Origin of the sequence: Paenibacillus glycinis (assembly GCF_009909185.1) — a bacterium.
In the GTDB taxonomy this organism is placed as follows: Bacteria; Bacillota; Bacilli; order Paenibacillales; family Paenibacillaceae; genus Paenibacillus_Z; species Paenibacillus_Z glycinis.
Map to the genome: position 1 here is coordinate 147,036 of NZ_JAAAMV010000003.1, position 24,556 is coordinate 171,591.

A 24,556-nucleotide genomic window follows, 5' to 3' on the forward strand; every position below is an offset into this window, starting at 1 on the left:
CGCATGGGCAGTGTCCGAACAATTTGACTTCGAGCGCTAAGGCTCGATAAGGCCGTATTTGACTTTGGTCCGATCCAGCTTCTCGATCATCGGGCGCGAGAGGAAGAACAGGAACAGCACCGTGGCGACCGCGTGCACCGAGTCGAACCAGAAGCCGGAGGCGTAGGAGGCCAGCAGCGCTTCCTTCGTCAGGACCGGATCGAACATCATGACCGATCCGATGTTGATGATGCCGCCATAGACGACGAGCGTCGACAAGCCGCCGAAAACGCAAAGGGAAATCCGCGAGCGCTTCAGCCAGCCCTTCTTGTACAGCACGCCCGCGATGAATCCGATGATGCCGAAGCAGAACATCTGCCAAGGCGTCCATGGCCCCTGCCCGAAAAAAAAGTTCGAGACGAACCCCGACGCCGCGCCGACGAGAAATCCCGCTTCCCCGCCGAAGCAGACGCCGGCGATGATGACGATCGCGACGACGGGTTTGAACTCCGGCAGCATGAAGAATGCGGCCCTGCCGGCGACGGCGATGGCGGCCAGCACGGCGATGACGATCAGCTCGCGGGCCTGCGGCTTGCGGCGCTCGAAGACCAGGGCGAACGGGATCATCGTGTACAGCACGATCAGCAGGCTGACGAACAGGTATTTGCGGTCGTTCAGGGCGAAGATCCCGAGCAGCATCGTCGCCGGTATGACGACGAGGATAAGCGCCGCCGCAAGGAGCGTGCGCCGGGTCAAGCGCCGGTCGGTCAGCGGCTGTCGTCGCATCGCGCGATCACGTCCTCTGCCGTCACGGCGTCCGGCCAGCGGTGCCGTGCCATCCGATTGGCGGCCGTCGTATAGAAACCGTTGCCCGCGAAGAACGGCTTCGCCGCCTTCGAGGCGATGACGCCGCCGTCGAAGAACATCGCGCACGTCTCCCCGTACCGGGCGCAAAACTCGATATCGTGCGAAACCATGACGATCGTGACGCCGCCCGCGTTCAGCTTTTGCAGAAACTCGCCCAGCTTTGCCTTGAAGAAGCCGTCCAGCCCCTTCGTCGGCTCGTCCAGCAGCAGGATGGACGGCTCCAGCAGCAGCACCTTGGCTAGCGCCGCGCGCTGCTGCTCGCCCCCGCTCAAGTCGTACGGATGCATGCCAAGCAGCGGCTCCAGCTCGGCGAACCGGATCGCGGCCTCGACCTTCTCCCGCTTCTGCTCCTTCGTCAGCCTCGCGCCGTCGAAAATTTCATGAAGGTCGAGCTCCACGGTCTTCTTGACGAACAACGTCTGCGGATTCTGCGGCAGGACGGCCAGCAGATTCGCGAACAGCTCGTCCGCGCCGAGCGCCGCCGGATTCCGGCCGTCGATCCGAACCTTGCCGCGGTAAGGCCGAAGCAGGCCGCTCATGAGCGACAGCGTGGTCGACTTCCCCGTGCCGTTGCCGCCGACCAGACAGTAAAACTCGCCTTTTTTCACCTCGAAAGACAAATCCTTGATCGCGTCGGGGCCGTTCTTGTCGTACTTGAACCAGACGTCCTTGAACGAAACCGCGGGAGCGGCGGCGGGTGCCGCGACTGGCTTGTCCAGCAGCAACCGCCACGCGGACTTCCGCGCCTCTCTCGCGGTCGCTTCATTAATAGCGGGATTCGCAGGATACGCGCCGGACTGCGGTACATCGGCCGCTGGCGCCGAACCGGGCAGGTTGCCGGACATGGCTCCGGCGGGCATTCGATTATCGTCCGCAAAGGCGAGGTCGTTCGCCGAGGCCGGTCGGCTTTCTGCAACCGCAGCAGACGGAGGCACTTCGGACGGCAGAATTTCCGCGCCGTCTGCAGACACCGATTGGCTGCCTTCAGCCGCAGCCGGCGGCGCTTCGGACGGCATGCTTTCGGGCTTCTTGCCTTGCGCGGCTGCCGATTCGCCAATCAATTCGCGCTTCCGCCCGATCGCTGCATTCGCTCCCCCCGCCACCCCGTTCATGCGGCGATCCAGCCATTGCCGGCCTTCCTTGACGGTCAACGGACTCGGCGCGGCGGGATCGGCTCCCGCTTCCACGCCCGCGTATATCCGCATGGGCGAAGGCATGGAAGCGAACATCGGATGACCCAGGCCGTGCAGCCAAGCCCCCGCCCTGCGCGGCGAATCGTCGGCGATGACCGCGCCGTCGTCCAGCACGATCAGCCGATCGGCGAGCGGGAGCGCTTCCTCGAGCCGGTGCTCCGTCAGGATGACGGTCGTGCCCAGCTCGCGGTTGATTTTGCTGACGGTCTCCAGAAAATCCACGGCCGAGATGGGATCGAGCTGCGAGGTCGGCTCGTCGAGGATGAGCACGGACGGATGCATCGCCATGACCGAAGCGAGGTTCAACAGCTGCTTCTGCCCGCCGGACAGCTCGTTCACCGGCTTGCGGAACCAGCTCTGGATGCCGAAGAAGCTCGCCATTTCCGCCACCCGCAGCCGGATCGTCTGCTGGCCGTAGCCGAGGCTCTCCAGCCCGAACGCGAGCTCGTGCCAGACTTTGTCCGTCACGATGCCGTTGTCGGGATTTTGGAGCACGAAGCCGATGTCCGCCGCCTGGGTCCGCCGATCCGTTTCCGCCGCGGGTCTCCCCTTGTAATGAATCGTCCCGCTAAGCCTGCCGTGCGGGGCAAGAATCGGCTTGAGGTGCCGCAGCAGGGTGCTCTTGCCGCAGCCGGATTTGCCGCAGATCGCGACGAACTCGCCCGCGCCGATCGCGAGATCGATGCCGGAAAGCGCGTGTTTGTCCTGCAGAGGAAAAGCGAAGCTCAGTTCTTTGATGCGATAGATTTCCATTTGAGTTCCTCCACGATCTGAATGGCGGCCGGCAGCATGCACAGCATGAAGTAAGCCGCGTACACCGCGACGCCGAACGGCGACGCGTGCTTGACATGAACGGACGGGAAGTACCGGATGCCGTTCTCCCCGAACGCCGCGCCCAGCAGCACGACGCCGATCAGGCCGGCCATCGCCGCGAACGCGTTCCGGTCGCGGCCGTCGAACCGGTAGATCGAGAAGCTCGTGCGGTTCGGCAGCCCGTACCCTCTGGACTTCATGGCGTCGGCCGTTTCGATCGCGTTCTCCAGCGCCCAGGTCGTCATCACGGACAGGATCCGTATCCCGTTCCGGGCGCGCCGCAGCGGATTGCCCTGCGTTACGTCCCGCCCGACGCATTTCTGCGCATCGGAAATCGCCTTGACCTGCTGCCGGTATCGCGGGACGAAGCGCAGCACCATCGAGAGAATCAGCGACAGGGCGGGCATGATCCTGCCGAACAAATAAATGAACTTATCCGACGTCATCACCGCGTTGTAGCAGGAGAACCAGACGATGACCGTCGCGTACGCGCAGGAGGCCGCGATGCCGTACAGAATCGATTCCAGCGTGACCGGGTTGCCGTCCCGCAGATAGAACAGGATCGTCACGCCGGCGTGGCTGAAGGCCGGATTGACGACCGCCATGAGCACGAACAGCGGCAGCAGGAAGCGCAGGTTGAACCTGACCGCCCGCCTGCCGTTCAGCAGAACCGAGTTGACGAGGGCGGAGACCAGCGCGACCGCCTGGAAGACCGGATGCATGAACAGCATGGCGAAGACCAGCACCGCGGCGAAATAGGTGAAATTGACGATCGGATGGTACGAAGAGAAGGCCGTCCGCCTCACTTGTCCGATCCCCCCGCCGCCTGATTGTCGCCGACGTCGCGGCCCAAATCGCAGGTGTACACCCAGTCGACGACATCGCCGTCCTTGAGCAGGTAGCGGCTGCTGCCGTAATTCGGGAACCAGCCGTTCACTTTGTACATCCAGCCGCTCAGCTCGCCGCAGTCGAATTCGTAGAGGTTATGAATGCCTTCGATATAATTGCTGTTGTATAGCGGCGTCATCTCGAATTCCATCTGGATTTTGTTTTTCTTCATCTCGCGGAGCAGCACGTCGAAGACGGATTCCCCCTCGTAGAACGAAACCTTCTGCGACCGGTAGATGACTCCGTCCGCCGGCAGCACCTCCAGCTTGTCCTTGTCGAGCTGGTCGAGATTGTCCAAAATCGTCTTGCAGGAAACGGATAACGTGGCCGTGAGCACCTTCTTCTTGTCGACCTCGACGTCCTGCCATTCGACGGGCTTCGGCTTGCCTGCCGGAACCGGATCGGTCTGGTATTGATCCTTCTTCCCGCCGGAGGCATCCGTCCGTCCGCCCGTCTCCGCCTGATCGCCCGAAGCGGTTCCCTCGGCGGTCTTGGACGGTTTCCCCGCTGCGGCGCCGTTCCCGTTCGAATCGGCGGCGGGCTGCTGCGGCGCGGAAGCGGGCGGCTGTTGAGGTGTCGCGGCAGCGCTGCTTTCGCCGGACGGGGAGCCCGGATGCGCTTGCGATGCGGCAGGCGGCTTGACCGCTCCCGCTTTGCCGGGCTTCGCGGCAGCATCGCCGCCGGAACCTGCCGCAGCCTGACCGCCTGGATTGGCGGTCGTGCCGCCGGCGGCTTGGCCTCCCGGCTTGGGAGCCGTCTCGCCGCCCGGCTTGCTTCCCGGCTCGGCCGCGGCATCGACATCGACTGCGCTGCCGGCAGTCGCAGCGGCATCGCGGCTTGGCTGACCGACTGAACTCTCGTCCGCGGCGGCCTCTGCCGAGGGCGCGCCGGACGCATCCTGCCCGCCCCCTTCGTTCTGCCCGGTTCCACCGGCCGGGTCGGCCTCCGCGTTCGCTCCGCTTGCCGTCTCGGACGAATTCGAGACCGGCTCGCGGACGACCGAGATGCCGGAGGAACTGCCGGCCGGCTTGGGCGCGCCGCCGTGTCCGCTTCCTCCCCAGAAATAGGCGAGCGCCAGCGCGGCGGCTATTCCCAATGCGGCAAGCCGCTTTTTGAACGTTATTTTCATGTCGCATTCACATCCCCGCATGGGAACCAAGGACGAACCCCGTCGTCCTTGGTTCCCATGGCTTATTTAACTTCTCGCTTGCTGCGCATGCTTCTTCGCCGAGCGGCAAGCGTCGCCGGCCAACAAAAATAAGCCGCCCGAAAAAGGGCGGCTTAAACAATCGCGTTATCCATGCATACGCAATAGAAGCGCATCGGCTTCGAAGCGAAGTCGCGCGCATCCATGATCATTTCCAATTCCCACCCCCCGAGGAATTCAGAAAACATTCGCGTAAAGGCAGGTCTCCTGGCTCATGATTCATCGCTTCTCCAGCCTTCCCGGTTCAATGCCGAACCAGTGGCGCCTTGTGGAGTCGCTCCTCAATTACAGTGGCGGGACCGCGCCGGATTTTAACCGGGCTTCCCTTTTAAGCAGGCTTGCGTGGCAAAGCCTGCACCTTTACGGATCCATGTATTCAATTTCCATTCATCATAACGGCTTTCGGAGGGGTTGTCTATCATTTCCGCCGCGAGAGTCGCAGATTCGCCCGTCCGTCCGTTCCGTCAACCGATATACACGACGGCCCCGTCCCGTTCGAGCGCTTTGGGCAGTTCCTCGGCGAGCCGATCGAGCCTCGCCAGCATCAGCGCCTGCCGATCGCCGTCCAGTCCGCGCGCGGCCCACTGCTTCAGCTTCGCGAGCTCCTCCAGCACGTCGGGCAAATCCGCCTTCGTCACCTCGATGCCGGGCGCGAATAGCGGCACCCACCGCAGCCCCAGCGCCTCCGCGGCCGGCTCCCAGCATTCGCCGAAGAACGCCTCGGTCGCTACCGGCACGTTGAACAGCTTCTCGTACTCGCCCGACGGTTCGGGCATGAATGCACTGATCGACATTACGGTTTCCCCCTAAATAGAACGTTGAACGTATGGTCCGGAAATTCGGCCCTCAGCCGGTTCAGGCTGTTCTCCACCGCGCTTCGCAGCGCGGGCGTGTCCCCGTCCAGCCGGAAGACGAACCGCTTGATCGCCTTGATCTGCTCGAGCGACGGGATGTCCGCCGAGCCATGGGCGGTCGCCCGCGTGGATACGGCATTGGAGGCCATATTGTTGATCCGGTTGCGGGTCTTCGCAAGGATCTGCCTGTCGGCGAATTGCTGGGGCGTTTGCGCCGGCAGCCCCGTCCGCGGATTGACTTTGTCGAGCCCGCTAGCCGTCTTGTCCTCGTAGAATATGCCCTTCTCCGCGTCGATCTCGTCGAATTCCCCGACGGGATTGCCCTGCTGGTCGACAATTTCGACCTCGCGATACGATTTCCCTGCCGCGGGTGCCGAATCGTCCTTCTCTTCGCTGCCGGCGTCGTCTTCGTCATCCGATCGTTTCCCGTCCTTCCCCGGATCCGGCTCGTCGCTGTCCGGCTTAGGCCCGCTTGGTTCCTCGCGCTTCGGCGGCTTGCCGGCATCGGGCAGGTCCGGCTTCTCTCGACCGAGTTTTTTGAATCGTTTCTCGAGCGGCTCGCGTCCTTTCTTCGCGATCCATTCCATGGCTTTGCCGATCGGCAGACGGCTCAGCAGGATGGCGACGGCCGCGGCGAGCGCGTTCTCGGGCGTGAGCAGCCGCTTGGGATCGCGGATGTCGTCCGCGATCTCGTGTCCGCTTCCGGCGATGCCGGGCACGGTGAGCGCGATGCCGAGCGCCGGCCAGAATTCGAAGAACAGCAGCGAGAGCGCCAGCGCGCCGACGATGATCGCGCCTTGCTCGAATCCGCTCAGCCGGTCCCACCAGTTCTGGAGCGAGTCGAACATGCAGGCGAAGCACGCATCGCCCGAAGGAACCGAGACCGGATGGAACGCGAACGCGTGAACGCCGGCGATCGCGCCGATCGCGAGGAGCACGGCGGCGAGCCCGGCCGCCGCCCGGTAGTGCCGCTTCATCCGTTCCCTGACGCGCTCTTCCCTGCCTGCCGCTTCCGGGTTTCCGTGCAGCAGGATAAACGCCAGCTCGCGCCGTTCCCGATAGAAGGCCAGCAGGTAAGCGAACCTGCCGCGGCTGCGGCCCCCGAACAGCGCCTCGCCCATGCTCCACAGCTCGGAGAACGGGTTGAAGAAGGACTCGCCCGGCAGGGCGGGAAGCCTGCGCCGCATGAGATTCAGGGACGCATAGTCCCAGATTACCGCAATGGCCAGCATCAACAGAAACACCTGCTTCAGCATCAACAGAAACACCTGCTTCGTCTCGTATCCGCTGCCGGTCCAGCCGTGAACGGTCATCACCCAATCCGGCAGCCGGTTCTGCCCGTTGTAGGCGGCATGGTCGAGGATCGCCCACAGCAGCAGCGCCAGCGGGAAGAGGTATGCGGCCCTGCCCAAGCGATCGCGCAGCCGACAGGCCATTCCGCAGCCGAGCGCGATCATGGCCGTATGCACGGGATGGCTGACCGTCATGAGCGACGGCAGGATGCTCTCCTCGAAGCGCCCCGGAAACAAGTCGAACAAGTCCCAGTGGATCGTCTCCCCGCCCAGCATCGTGTAGCTGTAGCCGTACCTATCGGCGATGGCGCCGGTATTCGTCCACCGGCGGGACAGCTCCTCGGCCAGCTGGAAGCCCGCCCCGGAGGCGGCCCCGATCATGGCGAAATCGCTCAGGCTGAACGCGGATGCCCGCCGCGAGAAAAGGAGCATCGCGCCGAGCGGCAGCAGCTTCCATGCTTCCTCCGCGATCGGCGTCAGCCCGGCCTGCGACCACGTATCCGTCGTCCTTCCTCCGGCCAGCGCATGGACCGCATTGACGGTCAGCGCCGTGAACGGCACCACGAGCAGCGCGCCGGCCATGACGCAGAGCGCAGCCTGCCGCCAAGGCAGCGTTTTGCCGCGGCACAGCACCCAGAACTGCAGCACGACGTAGAACGACCACAAATATTGAATCAGCATCGCGCGCGACTGTTCCACGAAGATCAAGCTGAGCGCAAGCGCCGCCAGCGACAGCCATGAGAATGCCGCATACGCCAGGCGGATCGCGGGATACCGCTTCAGCGCGGCTTTGCACAGCCGGTATCCCGATTCCAGCGCGTCCCGGATGCCGGTACGGATGTGCCACAAGGTATTCGTGTCGGACTCCCTCCCCGATCATTGTTCGCGCGACACCAGGATATGCGCCGCCGCGCCGCAATCATGCCCGGATGAGCAAATGTTAATGTTTACCCTTTCGCGCGCGCGATGAAAAGTCCGGGGACGAAAATAAGACCTCGCTCCCGGTTCGGGAGAAGGTCTTGGTCTTGGGGTACGGCCTGACGCGGGACTTGCCGCTTATCGCCGCCGGCCGTAAGCAAGGACGGCATCAAGGCCGAAAGCCGCGCCGCAAATACGCGGTGGCGTTCCGGATCCAGCGTATGGCCGCCGAGGCCGTTCATTCGACCGCCCGGTCCCGGTTCCGGTACTCGGACGGCGTGCATTGGAACACGGAACGAAATAATTTGCAGAAGTAACTGAAATTGTCAAAACCGGCCTCGAGCGCCGCCTCGCCGACCGTCGTCCTTCGTTCGGCGAGCAGCGCGGCCGCGGTCCGGATTCGCTGCAGATTGATGTATTCGACGGGCGTCCTGCGCATGAACGATTTGAACACCCGCGAGAAATGCCCTTCGCTCATGCCAGCCTCGGCCGCCAGTTCCTTGATGCTCAGCCTGCGCGCATAATGCGCGTCGATGTAGGTCAACACCGCTTTCAACCGATCCTGGGTATGCGCGTCGAGCGCGGATCTCGATTCTCCCCGGACGAAGGCGTCGCGCGAGATATACTCGGCGAACAGCTGGTACAGCCCGCCCTTCAGCCGCAGCGGCTTCGCCGGATCGTCCGCATGCTCGAGCTCCAGCAGCGGACCGAGATGGCGGAAAAGCGCCGGAGCGAGTCCGTTCGCCGCCGCGGCATGCGGCTCCGGCACCGCGCGGCCGCTTCGCAGCGGCTCGAAATACCGCCGGTCCGCGCCATCTCCCGGGCTCGTCAGCCAATCCAGCCGAAACACGATCGCCGCGTACGAGCAGGCCGAGCCGTTCCGGGCATAGCCGCCGTGCAGCTCCCCGCCCGGAATGAACAATACGTCCCCCGCTTCCGCATGATACGCGGACAAGCCGATCTGGAAGACCGCTTCTCCGCTTTCGACCGCCAGAAATTCGGCTTCCTCGTGCCAGTGGGAGTCCAGGATCGGATCGCCGGCCGCCCGCTCCATGCGGTAGATGCCGACCGGAAAATCGGGACTGCCGTGCCGCCGCTCTTCCCGCAGATGCCGTCTGTCCATCGTACCGCCTCCGAATCAGAATACTGCTAATAATCAGCATAATAATACAAGATATTAACCATTTCAATCAGTATACTGTTAGCTATATCAGATATCAACGAGATGACGAGAGGATGAAGATGGATGAAATTCAGCGATGGCTACTGGATGACCCGCGAAGGCTACGAGGTGATCTCGCCGTACGAGGTGCACGACGTGGCGGTCGGGGCGGACGGCATTACCGTTTACGCGACGAACCGGCATTTGGAGACCCGCGGCAACACGTTGAACGCGCCTCTGATCACGATGGAGTTCTCCTCCCCGATGAAGGATATCATCCGCGCGAAGTTCTACCATCATAAGGGAACGAAGCGTCCCGGCCCAGACTCGTTCCCGCTGCATACGGCTGACCGCGTGCCCGTCGAGATCGAGAACACGGCGCAGTTCGTCAGCTTGAAGAGCGGCGACGCTGCCGTCACGATCACGAAAGCCCATCCGATCTCCATTACCTATACCTATAAAGGACGGAAGCTGACGCGCAGCGGCTCGCGCTCCACCGGCTACGTCAAAGCCGCCGACGGGAACCATCATTTCCGCGAGCAGCTCGATCTGGCCATCGGCGAAACCGTTTACGGTCTCGGCGAGCGGTTCACGCCGTTCGTGAAGAACGGCCAGTCCGTCGACATCTGGAACCAGGACGGCGGCACGGCTTCGGAGCAGGCGTACAAGAACGTGCCGTTCTACGTGACCAACCGCGGCTACGGCGTATTCGTCAACCACCCCGAGCTCGTCTCCTACGAGGTCGCGTCGGAGAAGGTGTCGAAGGCGCAGTTCAGCGTCGCCGGCGAGTCGCTGGAATACTTCGTGGTCGGCGGCGATACGCTGAAGGACGTGCTCGCCAACTATACGTCGCTGACCGGCAAGCCCGCGCTGCCGCCGGCCTGGTCGTTCGGCTTGTGGCTGACGACGTCGTTCACGACGAGCTACGACGAGGCGACCGTGACGAGCTTCGTCGAGGGCATGGCCGAGCGCGATATCCCGCTGGCGGTATTCCATTTCGACTGCTTCTGGATGAAGGAATACGAATGGTGCAACTTCGAATGGGACGAGCGCGTCTTCCCGGATCCGCGCGGCATGCTGGAGCGCCTGAAAGCGAAAGGCCTGCACATCTGCGTCTGGATCAACAGCTACATCGCGCAGCGTTCCCCGCTGTTCGACGAAGCGGCGGCGCTCGGCTACCTGGTGAAGCGCCCCGACGGCAGCGTGTGGCAGTGGGACCTGTGGCAGTACGGCATGGGCCTCGTCGACTTCACGAATCCCGCGGCATGCGACTGGTACAAGAGCAAGCTGGCCGCGCTGATGGACATGGGCGTCGACAGCTTCAAGACGGACTTCGGCGAGCGCATCCCCACGGACGTCGTCTACTTCGACGGCTCCGATCCGCGGCAGATGCATAACTACTACACGCAGCTGTACAACAAGGTCGTCTTCGAGCTGCTGGAAGAGAAACGCGGCCGCGGCGAAGCCGCGCTATTCGCCCGTTCGGCCACGGCCGGCGGCCAGCAGTTCCCCGTGCACTGGGGCGGCGATTGCGAGGCGACCTACGAATCGATGGCGGAGAGCCTCCGCGGCGGACTGTCGCTCGGCTTGTCCGGCTTCGGCTTCTGGAGCCACGACATCGGCGGCTTCGAGGCGAGCGCGACGCCGGACCTGTACAAGCGCTGGGTCGCCTTCGGCCTGCTGTCCAGCCACAGCCGCCTGCACGGCAGCACGTCCTACCGGGTCCCTTGGCTGTTCGACGAGGAAGCGGTCGACGTGCTCCGCCACTTCACGAAGCTCAAGCTGCGCCTGATGCCGTACCTGTTCGGCCAATCCGTCCAGTCCGTCAAGATCGGCTTGCCGGTCATGCGCGCGATGGTGCTGGAATTCGGCGACGATCCGACGAGCGATTACCTCGACCGCCAGTATATGCTCGGCGAATCCCTGCTCGTCGCGCCGATCTTCAACGCCGACGGCGAATCCGTCTACTACCTGCCGCAGGGCGCGTGGACGCATTACTTGACCGGCGAGCAGGTTGAGGGCGGGGGCTGGCGCAAGGAGCGCTTCGATTACTTCGGCCTGCCGCTGTTCGTCCGCGAGAATTCGCTGATCGCGGTCGGCGCCGAAGACGGCCGTCCGGATTACGACTATGCCGCCGGCACGACGCTGCAGCTGTTCGCGCTTCAGGACGGCGCGTCCGCTTCCGCCGTCGTGCCGACCGTTACCGGCGAAACGGCCTTTACCGCGACGGCCGTCCGCAGCGGCGCGACGATCACGCTCGACGTCGACGGCAAGGCCGAAGGCTGGAGCCTGCTCCTTCGCGGCGCGAACGGCGTCGCTTCCGTGCAGGGCGGCCAAGCCGACGCCGGCGCGGAAGGCGTGCGGATTACGCCTGTCGCCGGCGCCGCGCGAGTAATCGTTCGGCTGTAAGGCAACGCGCTTTGCGCCGTTTGCGGTTCCTGCCGCAGACGGCGCATTTTGCTTTTAGGACGGGATAATCCCGACTAATAGCGCGTCCGCGGTGCGTCTGACGCTCCTTTCCTCGGCCCTCATAATAAAAAAAGCCAGTCCGATCAAATGCGGATCGGACCGGCGGCGATTCAAGAGATTGGACGGCGGCTCAAATCATGAACCCGCCGTTCGCGTCGATGGACGCGCCCGTGATGTAGGCGGCTTCCGGGGAGGCGAGGTATGCGACCAGCCCCGCGATTTCCGCGGATGTACCGTATCGTCCCAGCGCCATCAGCGATTTCAGGAAGGGCGCGTTAGCACCTTCGGCCGGATTCATGTCCGTGTCGACCGGTCCCGGCTGGATATTGTTCACCGTCACGCCTTGCGCCGCCAAGTCGCGCGCTAAACCCCGGGTCATCCCCGCTACGGCGGCCTTGCTCATGCTGTACAGGCTCATCCCGGGAAATCCGCTGGCGTCCGCGTTTACGCTGCCGATCGTGATGATGCGGTCGCCTTCGACCATCGACGGAGCGGCTGCTTGAACGGCGGCGAACACGGCCCGAATGTTGACGGCGACCATTCGGTCGAACTCGTCCATCGTGAATTGGTCGTAAGGTTTCACGTTAAGCAATCCCGCGTTGTTGACAAGAATATTGATCGCGCCGAGCGTCCGGGCCGCCTCGTTCAAGGCCTTCTTCACGGCATCCGCGTCCTGGGCGTCCGCGCGGATCGCCAGCGCCCGGCCGCCGCCTGCCTCGATCTCCTTCGCCAGCTGCTCCGCCTTCACGGCGGAATTGGCGTACGTGAAAGCGACGGCCGCCCCCTCGCTCGCAAGCCGTTTGACGATCGCTTCGCCAATGCCGCGGGATCCTCCGGTCACGAATGCTGTTTTACCTGTTAAACCGCTTGTTTGAATGGTCATGGTTACGCGCTCCTCTGCATTATCGGGAATGATCGTTCCGGAAATAAACAAAAAAAAAAATAAGACAATGGCTGAAGTGAAACGACTATTTGGGGAATGATCGTTCCGATAAAGGCTAAAAAAAATTAACGCAAGAAATGCAGCGCGATCGCGACGATATTATCCAAGGCTTGCCGGTCCGCGGTAACGGCCGTGACGGTTATCCCCTGCATCGTGTTGACCAGAAATTGCGACAGGGCCCGCAGATCGGGATTGCCCTTGAGCTCCCCGTTCGAAGCCGCGCGCGTCAGCAGTTGATAGAAGGCCCTCTCGTTGCGGGCCACGTTGGCCTTGATTCGGCCGTTCACCTCGGGATGATCGCACATCTCGAGCGACGCGTTGACCATCAGGCAGCTTTGCGGCATATTGTGTACGATTAATCGGTCGAAAAAAGCCAACAGCAATTCCTTGGCCGGACCTGTTCCATACAACACGGACGTCAGATCATGCGCTTGGTCCTCGTATCGGTCGAGCGACACGAGATAAAGGTCCTTCTTGCTGCCGAACGTCTCGTAAATGCTGCTGCGGCTGAGGCCGGTCGCGTCCACGAGATCCTGCATCGAGGTGCCTTCATATCCTTTGCCGCGAAAGACGTGCATGGCTTGCTCGATTGCGTCGTCGATGTTAAACGTTTTGTTTCTCGACATCATTGATCATCCCCTGCCGTTGATTCTAAATCATGGCGCGTTGAAATTCAAGTCTTTTCGGAACGATTGTTCCGCATCGTTTGACTCAACCCCCCGGCAGCCCAGATCGGATACGCGTCCATCGTCACTGCGATTTGCCTCCTTCCGTCGTTTCGTCGTTTCGTCGTTTCGTCGCCGATTGCGGTACTTCGTTCTAATTGATAATCATGCTCGCAGTCACCGGCCGTTCTATGCCGCGCATGAATTCACGCGCAGCCTCGACGTCTTTACAACCGAATGCCTACATAAGAAAAGGCCCGCAAGGGATACTACGGACGGATGGAAAACGCAGCCTCCAACCTATGAGACGAAAGGGTCGTGAACGACGCATGTACTATTACAAGGAAGAATTGATCAACGTCATTCAGCCGGACCGGCCGGATCCCGCCGCGGCCAAGGTGTTGCAGGAAGCGCTGGGCGGACAGTTCGGCGAGATGCGCACGATGATGCAGTATTCTTTTCAAAGCGCGAACTTCAGGGGCAAGGACAAGCAGTTTCGCGATCTCATACGCGGGGTGTTTCTGGAGGAACTCGCGCATGTCGAGCTCGTGCAAAGCACGATCAATCAGCTGCTGAACGAATCGGGCTTGTCGGAGCCCGGGAATGCCGGGACCGACGCGGCTCCGATCGACGAAGCCGTCAAGCTCGCCAATCCGCATCACTACATCATGGCGGCCAAAAGCTCGCTGCCGGTCGACGCCGGCGGCAACCCATGGAGCGGCTCGTACGTGTACGCGCACGGGAACCTGATCGCGGACCTGCTCAACAACGTCGTGCTGGAGTCGACGGGCGTGCTGCAGAAGTCGCGCATCTACGAGATGAGCTCGAACAAAACGCTCCGGGAAACGCTCGGCTTCCTGATCGTGCGCGACAACGCCCATCAGAACGCCTTCGCCAAAGCGCTCGAGACGCTCGGCGTGGACTGGGCGAAGAGCTTTCCCATCCCCAACTACGACATCAACAAATACCCCGAATGCCGCAAATTCGTCGACATGGGCTACCACAACGCGCAGTTTAATTTCCGCTTGGACGCGACCCGCATCGGAGAAATTTTCCAAGGTCAAAGTCCGAGCCGCAACGGCGGCCAGCTCGCGGTCATCCCGCCTCCGCAGGGCTTCCCGGTGCCGCAGCTGCCGGATATGCCGAACGAGCACAGCCCCGGCTTGGTCGACATGCAGCGTTAATCGAACAGAAACGCCTCTAATGGCCAACGCTTATCGGCTCGCTTGAGTTAGAAATCTATTGCGCCGGGAATGCCGGGCATGGTATGATAGTGCTTGTCTTGTTAATGCGGAGCCGTGGTGTAGTGGCCCAACATGCCTGCCTGTCACGCAGGAGACCGCGGGTTCGAATCCCGTCGGCTCCGCCATCCTTCATACCAACCTTTTGAGCAGGAGCTTGTCTCCCTGCTCATTTTTGCATAGAAAGGAGACCGCGCCCGCCATGAGAGGACGATTTGCCCCTACCCCTTCGGGACCGATGCATATCGGCAACGCCAGTACCGCGCTGCTTGCCTGGCTGCAGGCGCGGAGCGCCGGAGGCACGTTCATCCTGCGCATGGAAGACGTCGACACGACCCGCTCGCGGCCGGAGCTCGCGGAGCTGGCGCTGGCGGATTTGCGCTGGCTCGGCCTCGACTGGGACGAAGGGCCCGACGTCGGCGGACGGCGCGGGCCGTATACGCAGAGCGAGCGAATGGCCCTGTACGAGGAAGCGCTCGCCAAGCTGGAGCGGGCCGGCAGCCTGTACGCCTGCTTCTGCAGCAAGGCCGAGCTCGCGGCGGTAGCGAGCGCGCCGCACGGCCTCGGCAGCGAAGGCGCGGTCTATCCCGGCACCTGCCGCGCGCTTACGTCTGAACGGCGCTCGGAGCTCAGCCTCCGCAAGCGGCCGTCGCTTCGCTATGCCGCCGGTTCGCAGCCCGTCTCCTTCGAGGACGGCGTCGCCGGACCGCAATGCTTTCCGCCCGGAGCGGGCGGCGACTTTATCGTGAAGCGCGCCGACGGCATGATCAGCTACCAGCTGGCCGTCGTCGTGGACGATGCCGCGATGGGCGTCACGGACGTGCTGCGCGGCGCCGACCTGATCGACTCCACGCCCCGGCAGCTGCAGCTGTACGAGGCGCTGGGGCTGCGTGCGCCCCGCTTCGCCCACGTGCCGCTGATGTTCGGCCCCGACGGCAGCCGGCTGGCCAAACGCAACGGCGGCCTGTCGCTCGCCGCGCTGCGAACGGCCGGCGCCTCGCCCGAGCAGGTCGTCGGCTGGCTGGCCGCCGTCAGCGGGCTGACCGACAAGCCGGAGCCGGTCCGCGCCGCCGAGCTCATCGGACAATTCCGGCTCGGCCGGGTCACCTCGAAGGATCTGCGGATCACGGACGAGATGCTCCAAAGACTGCTCTCCTGATCGGATGCCGCGGAAATCGCGTATGCCGCCGATGCCGTGGTTCCGAATATCGGACGCCGCGCGACATGCCTAACCTCTTCTCGATGCCTGAGCAGCGCAGCAAATAGCCTCCGTTGAATGCCGCTACCAAAAAACGTCGCCCGTAGCGGGCGACGTTTTTTGCGTTCTCATCGGCTCGGCATCAGCTTCTATCGTCGTTGCTCGGCTGCATCGCTTTCGTGCCGCTGCCTTCGGCCAGCTTCTCGCCGTATTGGTCGAGTCGGCCCGGATGCGACTCGGGGCCTCTTCGCTTCGGCTTATTGTTTCTTCCCGTCATTGCTCTCACCTCCATCCCACCTAAGATGGGCGGGAGGGGTTGATTTCATGCACGGCGAACGGCAGGCGAGTCGGGTTTCGGGCGGTCGGCCCTATGCGCTTGCAATCGAACGGCATGCAAGCGAGAGCCTCCGGAAAAGCTGCCGGCCGATTGCGCCGCCGCCGGCGTCCGCCGTCCGGGGCCGCGTATATTAACGAGAAGCGCAGGGCAACATGGAAACAGTTAATTCATGGAAATCGGGAGGCGGCGGCATTGGGAATCGGCGAACGGACGGTCGGGGAAATCAAGCAGCAGCTGGGAAAGTCCCCGGATTTCGTCTGCCAGTCCGCGCCGCTTCGCGACGACGACCGCGTCCATTGCATCTATCTCGCTTCCATCGTGATCTGCGAGCAGATCGACGAGCTGATCCTGAAGCCGATTCTGGAAGCATACGCCGCCGGACGGAACGAGGGCTTCTCGAAGCCCGCCGCGCCGGAAGCGTTATCGAGCTTGGTCCCCATCGCGAACAAAACGATCGCGGCCGGCACGGCTGCCGCCGTGAAAAAGCTGCTCGACGGCCAATGCGTGCTCGTCGCCGAGCATGCCCCGGGCTTCTTGAGCTGCGACGTCGCCAAAGGCGATTACCGCAGCATCACGGAGCCGAAGACGGAATCCTCGATCCGCGGACCCCGGGAAGGCTTCGTCGAAGATATCGAGGTCAACATGGCGCTGATCCGCAAACGGCTCAAGAGCCCGAACCTGATCTTCGAATCGTTCGTCATCGGCTCGGAAACCGCTACGAACGTCTGCATGGCTTACATGGGCAATATCGCGAACGAAGGAATCGTGAACGAATTCCGGAAGCGGCTTGACGCGATCCAAACGGACAGCGTGCTGGAAAGCGCCTATATCGAAGAGTGGATCCAGGACAAGACGCTGTCCCCGTTCCCTCAGCTGATCAGCACGGAACGCCCGGACGGCATCGTCGCGAAATTGCTCGAAGGGCATGTCGCCGTCCTGATCGACGGCACGCCGATGGCGCTTGCCGGCCCGATCACGTTCTTCCAGCTGTTCTCGTCGCCCGAAGACTATTACCAGCGGGCCGATATCGCGACCCTGCTGCGCTGGCTGCGCATGTTCGCCTTCGTCCTGTCCATCTTCGTGCCTTCCCTCTACATCGCCATCGTGAGCTATCATCAGGAGCTGCTGCCGACGCCGCTCTTGATCAGCATCGCGGCGCAGCGGGAAGAAGTGCCGTTTCCCGCCGTCGTCGAAGCGCTGATCATGTTCATCACGTTCGAGATCCTGCGGGAGGCCGGGCTTCGCATGCCGCGCATCGCGGGCCAGGCGATCTCGGTCGTCGGCGCGCTGGTCGTGGGGCAGGCGGCGGTCGAGGCCGGCTTCGTCTCGGCGTCGATGGTCATCGTGGTGTCGCTGACCGCGATCTCCAATTACATCTCGCCGACGTACAGCTTCGGCATCGCGCAGCGGATCGTGCAGTTCGTCTTCATGCTGATGGCGGGCGTGATGGGCTTGTTCGGCTTGATGTGCGGGGTGTTCATGCTGTTCATCCATTTGGTGTCCATCCGCTCCTTCGGCGCCCACTATATGGCGCCGCTGGCGCCGCTCATGCTGTCCGACCTGAAGGATACGCTCGTGCGGGTCCCGCGCAAGCTCATGACGCGGCTGCCCCAGGAAACCAAAGCGAAAAAGAATGCAAGGTGAGCGCATGAAAATCATCGGCATACTGATCTGTCTCCTGCTCTGCTCGGGCTGCTGGGACATGAAAGAAATCAACCAGCTGGCCATCGTGAACCTGGGTGCCGCCGACAAGGATCCCGAGACGGGCAGGATCACGGCTTATTATCAGGTGATCAATCCGAGCGCGCTGACGAACAAGCAAAGCGGCGCCGCCAAAGCCGCGGTCTACACGTTCAAATTCGAGGACTTCAGCTTGGGCAGGTTCACGAGGCAGACGACGACCATCATGCCCCGCAGCCTGTTCATGCCCCATATGCAGGCGCTGATCCTGTCGGAGCGTTACGCGAAGCAGGGCATCACGGACATGATCAATTTCGTCGAGCTCAGCCCGGATCGCCGGACGAATGTCATTTTCCTCATCGCGGGGAGTCCGATCGAGACGATCATCAACAGCTTTTCCCCCCTCGAGCGCATGCCGGGCCGCTATATTCGGTCGCTGATCAATCTTTCCGGCCAAGGATTCGAAACCGGGTACGAGCCGATTCGGATCAAGGATCTGGCCAAAGGCATGTACCGGAAGAAGCCGATGGTCATCCCCATCGTCAGCTATACGTCTTCCGAACCCGCGAAAGACACGAATCGCTTGGAAGACATCGACATCCGCAAGAAGACGTTCCTGTTCGTCGGAGGCGCCGTGTTCCGGCACGGGCGCATGGTCGGACGCTTGAATTTCGACGAAAAGCAACGCTATTTCCTGCTGAACAAGAACCTGACGAATTACATCGAGACGCTGACGGTGAACGGCGATTACGTGGACGTCGAAGCCAGCCATATCCGGGTTCGGCGAAAATTCAACGCTTCCGGCCTGACGTACCGGATCCGCGCGACGCTTAGAATCGTCAACAACCAGCAGACGACTCCCGTTACCCGGGGCAACATCCGGGACATCGAAGACAAATTCAATCGCCAATTCGAAGCCGAATCGCAGGCATTCGTTCGCATGGCGGCAAACAAAGACTGGGATCTGCTGGGCATCCAGGATCGCGGCATTCGGGATTGGAAGCACGTCAAGGTGACGTTCAAGGTCGAATCCGACATGTCGGCGATCGGCAATACGACCGGGCCGCATACGTTCGAAAGGGGGAATTGAAGGTGGAACAAGCACGGATAAGCGGCTGGCAGATGTTCACGGTCACCTTTTATTTCACGGCGGGCACGACCTGGATCGTGCTGACCAGCCAGATGATCGGCGACGCGAAGCAGTACGCCTGGCTCGTCTGCATCGGGGCTTTCGTCTACGGGCTCGCGCTCGCGCTGCTGTGGCTCTACCTGTCGCACCACTTTCCGGGAAAAAGCCTGGTCGAAATCGCCGTGGAGGCGCTGGGCAAATGGGCCGGCGGCGTCATCGCGCTGTTCTACATCCTGTTCTTCATCCAGATCGCGTCGTGGGTCACGCGGAATCTGGGCGATTTTCTGCATGCCAGCATGATGCCGCAGACGCCGCTCGCCTTCTTCAACATCATGGTGCTCTTCACCTGCGCCTACGCCGTCGTGAAGGGCGCCGCCGCCATCGCGATGGTGACCGAGCTGCTGACGCCTTATCTGACCCTGGCCTACTGGGTCCCGGTCCTCGTCACGCTCCGGCAGTGGGATTGGCAAAACTTCCACGAGAGCCATATCGCTTCGGTCTGGACGACGGTCGTCCATACGAGATACGCCTTCGCGTTCCCTTTCATGGAGACCGTCTCGCTCATGATGCTGTTCCCTTACGTCCGCAACCGCCTCAAGACCTCTTACCTGCTGGGCATTCTCGCGAGCGGCGTCATCCTGTCGCTAAGCCTGCTGTGCAACATCGGCATCCTCGGGGTGAACCGCAGCTCCCATCTGATCTATCCGGTGTTCGTGCTCTTCCGCGAAATGCAGTTCACCAGCTTCCTCGAGCATCTGGAGACGATCCTCGCCATCAACGTGCTGTTCATCGTCTGCCTGAAGCTGAGCATCCTGTTCTACTGCGCCGTCCTCGCCATCTGTCAATTGTTCAAGATCGAGAAGCGGCATTTCGTGGCGTATCCGCTTATCTGGGTCATCTCGGCGTATTCGCTGCTGTTCCGCAATATCGTGGAGAACGTGGAGTGGGTCAGAGACTATCTGTTCAGTTATTACACCCTCTACGCCATCTTTTTCCCGCTCCTGCTGCTGATCGGCGCCTGGGTGAAGAAAACGAGGCTGCACGGATTGCCGCAGGCCGATTAGGAACATCCCGAACGCATGCCGGACCAGACCTCGAACGACGCAAAAAAACCGGTGCTTCCGCGCCGGTTTTGCGTCACATCTTCGCGGCACATGGCTGCCAAGATCGTCCGTTTCCGAAGCGCCGCGCGCAAAAGGCCGCCCCCCTGCCAGTTGGCTTTCGGGACGGCCTTTTCTTGCGTGCGTTTCGACTTTGAATTCGCGCCTAAGGCTCTGCTATAGACGGTCATGCTCCGCCAGCTAGAACCCGGCCGCGCGAAAAGCGTTCGCCAAATCGCCGATCAAATCCTCGCGCTCCTCCAGGCCGACGTAGAGACGTACGGCTTGCCGCCTCGTCCGCGGCGAACCGGCCCTGCCTTCCTGCAGCGAGGCCAGGCTTTCGTAGCCGCCCCAGCTGAAGCCGATGCGGAAATAGTCCAGCGCGTCCACGAAGCGGACGAGCCGCTCCCGGTCGTCACCGGCCTCGAAGGACAGCAGGCCGCCGAAGCCCGACATCTGCGCGTGCGCCAGCTCCAGCTGCGGATGGGACGACAGGCCGGGATAATGGACCCGGTCCACGAACGGCAGCGAGTCCAGATAAGCGGCGACGGCCATGCCGCCGGCTTGGTGCCGTTCCATCCGCAGCGGCAGCGTGCGCAAGCCGCGCATGATCAGCGCGGCCGTCTGCGGGAGCATGACCGAGCCGAGCAGCACAAGCTCGCTGCGGCTCAGGGCTTCCACCGCCGCCGCGCTGCCGACGACGACTCCGCCCATGGCGTCGCTGTGGCCGCCGGCATACTTGGTCAGCGAATGGACGACCAGGTCGATGCCGAACGCGAGCGGGTTCTGATGGCAGGGCGTCGCATAGGTATTGTCCACGATCGTGCGGATGCCCCTGGCCCGGGCCAGCGACGCGCAGCGGCGCAGATCCTGCAGCTCGAAAAACAGGCTGGTCGGACTCTCCAGGTACAGCAGCTTCGTCTCCGGGCGAATCGCCGCTTCCACGGCCGCCAGGTCGCGGCCGTCGACGAAGGTGGTCCAGATCTCGAGCCGGCGCAGATAACCGCCCATGAGCTCCCGCGCCGGACCGTAAGCCTGGTCGACGCAGACGATATGCTCGCCGGCCCGCACGGAGGACAGCACGGCCGCCGAGATCGCGCCCATCCCGGTCGCGAAGCAGCGCGCCCGCTCTCCGCCTTCCAGCTCGGCGAGCTTGTTCTCGAGCGCGCGCACGGTCGGGTTGTTGCCCCGCGAATAGACGTACGTACCCTCATCCGCAGCCGCCCTCTCCATGCTGGCGACGGAAGGGAAGGTGAACAGGCTGGTATCGTAGATCGGGGTATGGACCGCCCCGTAATGCCGGTCGTCATGCCCGTCGTGCGCGACGGACGAATGCAGCGCGCGCGGATCGTTCATCGGGCCGCGCGCTCCCCGCGCGCATCCGGGATATCGCGGAAGGCGTCCGATACGGACGAACGCTCCGCCTCGAGGCACATGAGCGCGCTCGCGATGCCCATGGACAAAGGCGTCGCCGACTTCTCCCGGCCTTGCATGACGGCGATGAAATTCATCGCCAGCGCGGCGTCGCCGCCGAAATGCGGCAGCTTGGCCGCTTCGAGCTTGTAGGTCTCGACGCGCGGCGTGCCGTGCAGGAATACGTTGACCTCGTCCCGGTACCAATCGAACTCCACCGTGCCGTCGTAGCCGATCAGTCTGGCGCCGCGGCGCGCGGCCGCCTTGCGCGAATAGAAGTTCTGCGAGTAGACCGCGTGCATGCCCGTCTCGTAGCGGATCAGCACGCTGGCCGAATCGTGGTTGCCGGTATCGACCGCGAACGCGCACAGCTCGCCGGTGATGTCCTCGCCCCTGCGCTTCAGGACGTACGGGCTTTCCGGGCAGGTCCGGTTGTCCGCGCAGTCCGCGCAGCGCAGACCGGCGGGCTTGTCTCCCGCGAACACCTGCTTGGACGCCATCGCCGCGACCGATAACGGACGCAGGCCGAGCAGAAAGTTCAGGCAATCCAGATCATGGGTCGCCTTCTGCAGGAACAGGCCGCCGGTCTCCGATTCGTCGCGGTACCAATTGTGGTAATAGACGCCGCCGTAGGGGACGTTGTTGACCGCCTGCGCGTGCTCGATCGAGCCCAGCCGGCCCGAATCGACGATTTCCTTCGTCAGGACGGCCGCGGGCGTATTGCGCAGCGGGAAGGAGACGACGACCTCCGAGCGCGACGTCTCCGCCGCTTCCGTCAACCGCTGCAGATCCGCGCGCGCGATCCCGACCGGCTTCTCCAGGAACAGCGGCAGGTTCCGCCGCATGACCTTGACCGCCATCTCCGCATGCAGGGAGCAGCGCGTGCCGATCATGACGCCGTTCAGCGCCTCCCGCTCCAGCATCTCGTCCGCCTCCGCGTAGAAACGCACCGCGGAAGCGGCGATGCCTTTCTCCGCCAACAGCTTCGCGGCTTTGCCCGCATCGGGGTCGGCGACCGCCGCGACCTCCACGCCCGCCTCCAGCTCCAGAAGCCGATCGAGGAAATAATGCATCCGCGTCCCGTAGCCGATAATGCCGATCTTCATCTCGTGTTGCCCCTTTCCCCCGGAGGCTGCAGGGCTTATCGGCCCTCAGCCTGCCATCGTTATGGCATGATGCCTCCTACATGATTCTCGCCGCACGATTCATTGCTGTTTATCCTTGCTGCCTTTATGCTTGCTGCATTTATCCTCGCAGCACAATTCCTTTCATGCGGACCTCGATGCATAATCCGTCGCATGCGATCCTTGGAGCGCAAGCCCAGCGGCCGCTCCGCATTTCAAATACAACCCGCCGATGCTCAACCGAGCTCCGGCATATCCTGCAGCGTCACGACCGGCTCGTCCGTCCCGTGCAGCTCGAAGACGACGATCTCGTTCATTCCCTCGCGCAGCAACGGACCGGGCACGTACAGCGTCCGCTGCGGCCCCTTGTCCCAATAGCGACCGAGATTGAAGCCGTTGACGAACGCGACGCCTTTCGTCCAGCCGCCCAGCTTCAAGAACGTATCCGCGGCTTCCTCCGCCTCGAACGTGCCGCGGTAGAAAGCCGGCTCCTCCTCGCGAGAGCCGTTCGCCGCATGATCGATCGGATCCTTGGCGCCTACGCCGTTCGCCGCATGATCGATCGGATCCTCGGCGCAACCGCCCGCCGCCACTCCGTCCGGCAGCGGCCCGAACCGCAATCCCGACAGGTCGTCCAGCGGCAGGCAGCGGATCGTCCAACCGAACAGAAATTGATTGTACAGCCTCGCGCCGGCCTTGACGCCTTCGGTGATGCCCTTGGGATCGCGCAATTTGGAGCCGTAGTTGATGCGCCCCATGTTCTCGACCAGGATGCCGAGCTTCGCGCCCGCCGCCGGGATGTCCGCGACGACCGAATCGCTTCCCCAGCGCTCCGCGACGCCGCGATACGCGCCGTCCACGTAGACGGTCGCCCGGTCATGGACGTCCTGCAGCATGATCTCGCAGCCGGATTGCGGCCCGCTCAGCTCCGTCTCGTACCAGATGAACCCATAATCCTGACCGAGCCGCTCCATCGTCTCGGGAACGACCGCCCGCACCGCGGTCCCGAGGACGTCGAACGAATCGAACAGCGAGACGCGCTCCGTCATCCGCACGGCGCCGTAGCCGCGCTTCGCGGACGGCGCGGGCGGGTCCTCGGGCAGCTCCGCGTAACGTCCGATGACTTCGCGGATCGCCCAATATTTGTCCGTCGCGTCGCCCGATTCCGACAGCAGCGCGTTGTAGTCGTAGCTCGTCACCGTCGGCTCGTAATGCTCGATATGGTTCGCGCCGTTATAGAAGCCGAAGTTCGTGCCTCCGTGAAACATATAGAAATTGACCGACGCGCCAGTCGCGAGAATCCGGTCCAGCACGTCGACGACGTCCGCGAAGCCCCGGACGTGATGATCGTCGCCCCAATGGTCGAACCAGCCGTTCCAATACTCCATGCAGACGAGCGGCCCGTCCGGCCGATACTCGCGCAGCCTGGCGAACGCCTGCTCCGGCTTGGAGCCGAAGTTCAGCGTCGTGAGCACGCCTGGCAGCGTGCCTCCCTGCAGCATGTAATCCTCGGAGCCGTCCGACGTGAACAAGGGAACATCCATGCCGCCGTCCTCGAGCTCGTTTTTCAGAAAATTCAAATAATTATGGTCATTACCGTAGCTGCCGTATTCGTTCTCGATCTGCAGCGCGATCACCGGTCCGCCCGACGTGCAGAGCAGCGGCTTCAGCCTCGGCAGCAGCTCGTCGTAATAGGCCTTCACCTTCGCCAGGTACGGCGGATGGCTGCAGCGCAGACGCATGTCCGAATCGGCGAGCAGCCATGCGGGCAGACCGCCGAATTCCCATTCCGCGCAGATGTACGGACTCGGACGCAGGATCACGCGCAGCCCGAGGCTTCCCGCCAAGCGGACGAATCGCTCCACGTCGGCGGGACCGCCGAAGCGGAACTCGCCTTCCCGCGGCTCGTGCACGTTCCAGGCGATATACGTCTCTACGGTATTGAATCCGCAGGCGCGCAGCTTGCGGAGCCGGTCTTCCCAGTGCTCCGGTACGATCCTGAAGTAATGCATGGCGCCGCTGATGATGCGAAAGGGCTTGCCGTCGTAGACGAAGCCGTCGCCCTCGATGCCGAATACGGCCAT

The 24,556-nt window shown here is 62.8% G+C and carries 19 protein-coding genes, 1 tRNA gene and 1 riboswitch; of the genes, 7 read left to right on the forward strand and 13 right to left on the reverse strand.

The genetic code is table 11. The features are described from left to right. Positions 1-36: 36 nt before the first annotated feature. The 7 genes from GT019_RS07335 to GT019_RS07365 form a co-directional block, all read right to left on the reverse strand. The gene (locus GT019_RS07335; protein WP_161742400.1) at positions 37-765 is read right to left on the reverse strand and encodes an ECF transporter S component; all 729 of its coding nucleotides are present in this window, start codon (positions 763-765) and stop codon (positions 37-39) included. After that, positions 747-2,792, reverse strand: a complete 2,046-nt coding sequence (locus GT019_RS31865; protein ID WP_235947134.1) for an ABC transporter ATP-binding protein — start codon at positions 2,790-2,792, stop codon at positions 747-749. The genes GT019_RS07335 and GT019_RS31865 overlap by 19 nt, the downstream gene beginning before the upstream one ends. Further along, the gene (locus GT019_RS07345) at positions 2,765-3,658 is read right to left on the reverse strand and encodes an energy-coupling factor transporter transmembrane component T (protein ID WP_161742402.1); all 894 of its coding nucleotides are present in this window, start codon (positions 3,656-3,658) and stop codon (positions 2,765-2,767) included. Before GT019_RS07345 ends, GT019_RS31865 begins: the two co-directional genes overlap by 28 nt. Further along, positions 3,655-4,869 (reverse strand): DUF4430 domain-containing protein, encoded by a 1,215-nt coding sequence (locus GT019_RS31870; RefSeq protein ID WP_235947137.1) that lies wholly within the window; start codon positions 4,867-4,869, stop codon positions 3,655-3,657. The genes GT019_RS07345 and GT019_RS31870 overlap by 4 nt, the downstream gene beginning before the upstream one ends. A gap of 258 nt (positions 4,870-5,127) precedes the next feature. Continuing rightward, positions 5,128-5,324, reverse strand: a riboswitch (cobalamin riboswitch). A gap of 87 nt (positions 5,325-5,411) precedes the next feature. Further along, entirely contained in the window at positions 5,412-5,741 is a 330-nt protein-coding gene (locus tag GT019_RS07355; RefSeq protein WP_161742403.1) for a hypothetical protein, read from the reverse strand. After that, positions 5,741-7,942 carry a PrsW family glutamic-type intramembrane protease gene (locus GT019_RS07360; RefSeq protein WP_235947140.1) on the reverse strand — a complete coding sequence of 734 codons (2,202 nt, stop codon included), beginning with the start codon at positions 7,940-7,942 and terminating at the stop codon, positions 5,741-5,743. The genes GT019_RS07355 and GT019_RS07360 overlap by 1 nt, the downstream gene beginning before the upstream one ends. Positions 7,943-8,249: 307 nt before the next feature. Continuing rightward, positions 8,250-9,134 carry an AraC family transcriptional regulator gene (locus tag GT019_RS07365; RefSeq protein ID WP_161742405.1) on the reverse strand — a complete coding sequence of 295 codons (885 nt, stop codon included), beginning with the start codon at positions 9,132-9,134 and terminating at the stop codon, positions 8,250-8,252. A gap of 123 nt (positions 9,135-9,257) precedes the next feature. On the opposite strand from GT019_RS07365, the gene yicI reads away from it, so the two are divergent. Then, entirely contained in the window at positions 9,258-11,582 is a 2,325-nt protein-coding gene (yicI, locus tag GT019_RS07370) for an alpha-xylosidase (RefSeq protein ID WP_161742407.1), read from the forward strand. Between the two features lie 190 nt (positions 11,583-11,772). Here the strand turns inward: yicI and GT019_RS07375 are convergent, their stop codons facing one another. After that, positions 11,773-12,525 (reverse strand): 3-oxoacyl-ACP reductase family protein, encoded by a 753-nt coding sequence (locus GT019_RS07375; protein ID WP_161742409.1) that lies wholly within the window; start codon positions 12,523-12,525, stop codon positions 11,773-11,775. Between the two features lie 125 nt (positions 12,526-12,650). Continuing rightward, positions 12,651-13,211 (reverse strand): TetR/AcrR family transcriptional regulator, encoded by a 561-nt coding sequence (locus tag GT019_RS07380; protein ID WP_161742411.1) that lies wholly within the window; start codon positions 13,209-13,211, stop codon positions 12,651-12,653. 368 nt (positions 13,212-13,579) lie between these two features. Between GT019_RS07380 and GT019_RS07385 the strand changes: the two genes are divergently transcribed. The 3 genes from GT019_RS07385 to gluQRS all read left to right on the forward strand — a co-directional run bounded on the left by GT019_RS07385 (position 13,580) and on the right by gluQRS (position 15,650). Further along, a complete protein-coding gene (locus tag GT019_RS07385; RefSeq protein WP_161742412.1) occupies positions 13,580-14,434 on the forward strand; it encodes a manganese catalase family protein in 855 nt (284 codons plus the stop codon). 108 nt (positions 14,435-14,542) lie between these two features. Next, positions 14,543-14,619 (forward strand) — tRNA-Asp (locus GT019_RS07390). Between the two features lie 74 nt (positions 14,620-14,693). Next, positions 14,694-15,650 carry a tRNA glutamyl-Q(34) synthetase GluQRS gene (gene gluQRS, locus GT019_RS07395; protein ID WP_161742414.1) on the forward strand — a complete coding sequence of 319 codons (957 nt, stop codon included), beginning with the start codon at positions 14,694-14,696 and terminating at the stop codon, positions 15,648-15,650. 181 nt (positions 15,651-15,831) lie between these two features. On the opposite strand, the gene GT019_RS32260 is transcribed toward gluQRS, so the two are convergent. Continuing rightward, entirely contained in the window at positions 15,832-15,966 is a 135-nt protein-coding gene (locus tag GT019_RS32260) for a hypothetical protein (RefSeq protein WP_268896030.1), read from the reverse strand. Positions 15,967-16,218: 252 nt separating this feature from the next. Between GT019_RS32260 and GT019_RS07400 the strand changes: the two genes are divergently transcribed. From GT019_RS07400 to GT019_RS07410, 3 genes are read left to right on the forward strand one after another with little or no spacing between them, the layout of a single operon-like run. Next, positions 16,219-17,670, forward strand: coding sequence for a spore germination protein (locus tag GT019_RS07400; RefSeq protein ID WP_235947142.1), 1,452 nt, complete (start codon positions 16,219-16,221; stop codon positions 17,668-17,670). 4 nt (positions 17,671-17,674) lie between these two features. Continuing rightward, complete coding sequence (locus GT019_RS07405; protein ID WP_161742416.1) at positions 17,675-18,796, forward strand: Ger(x)C family spore germination protein; 1,122 nt, start codon at positions 17,675-17,677, stop codon at positions 18,794-18,796. Positions 18,797-18,798: 2 nt separating this feature from the next. Continuing rightward, positions 18,799-19,899 carry a GerAB/ArcD/ProY family transporter gene (locus GT019_RS07410; protein ID WP_161742418.1) on the forward strand — a complete coding sequence of 367 codons (1,101 nt, stop codon included), beginning with the start codon at positions 18,799-18,801 and terminating at the stop codon, positions 19,897-19,899. A gap of 237 nt (positions 19,900-20,136) precedes the next feature. Here the strand turns inward: GT019_RS07410 and GT019_RS07415 are convergent, their stop codons facing one another. The 3 genes from GT019_RS07415 to GT019_RS07425 form a co-directional block, all read right to left on the reverse strand. Further along, positions 20,137-21,291: a trans-sulfuration enzyme family protein gene (locus GT019_RS07415; protein WP_161742419.1), complete on the reverse strand. Its 1,155-nt coding sequence runs from the start codon at positions 21,289-21,291 to the stop codon at positions 20,137-20,139. Further along, the gene (locus GT019_RS07420) at positions 21,288-22,454 is read right to left on the reverse strand and encodes a Gfo/Idh/MocA family protein (RefSeq protein WP_161742421.1); all 1,167 of its coding nucleotides are present in this window, start codon (positions 22,452-22,454) and stop codon (positions 21,288-21,290) included. Before GT019_RS07420 ends, GT019_RS07415 begins: the two co-directional genes overlap by 4 nt. A 254-nt stretch (positions 22,455-22,708) precedes the next feature. Then, entirely contained in the window at positions 22,709-24,556 is a 1,848-nt protein-coding gene (locus tag GT019_RS07425; protein WP_161742423.1) for a glycoside hydrolase family 35 protein, read from the reverse strand.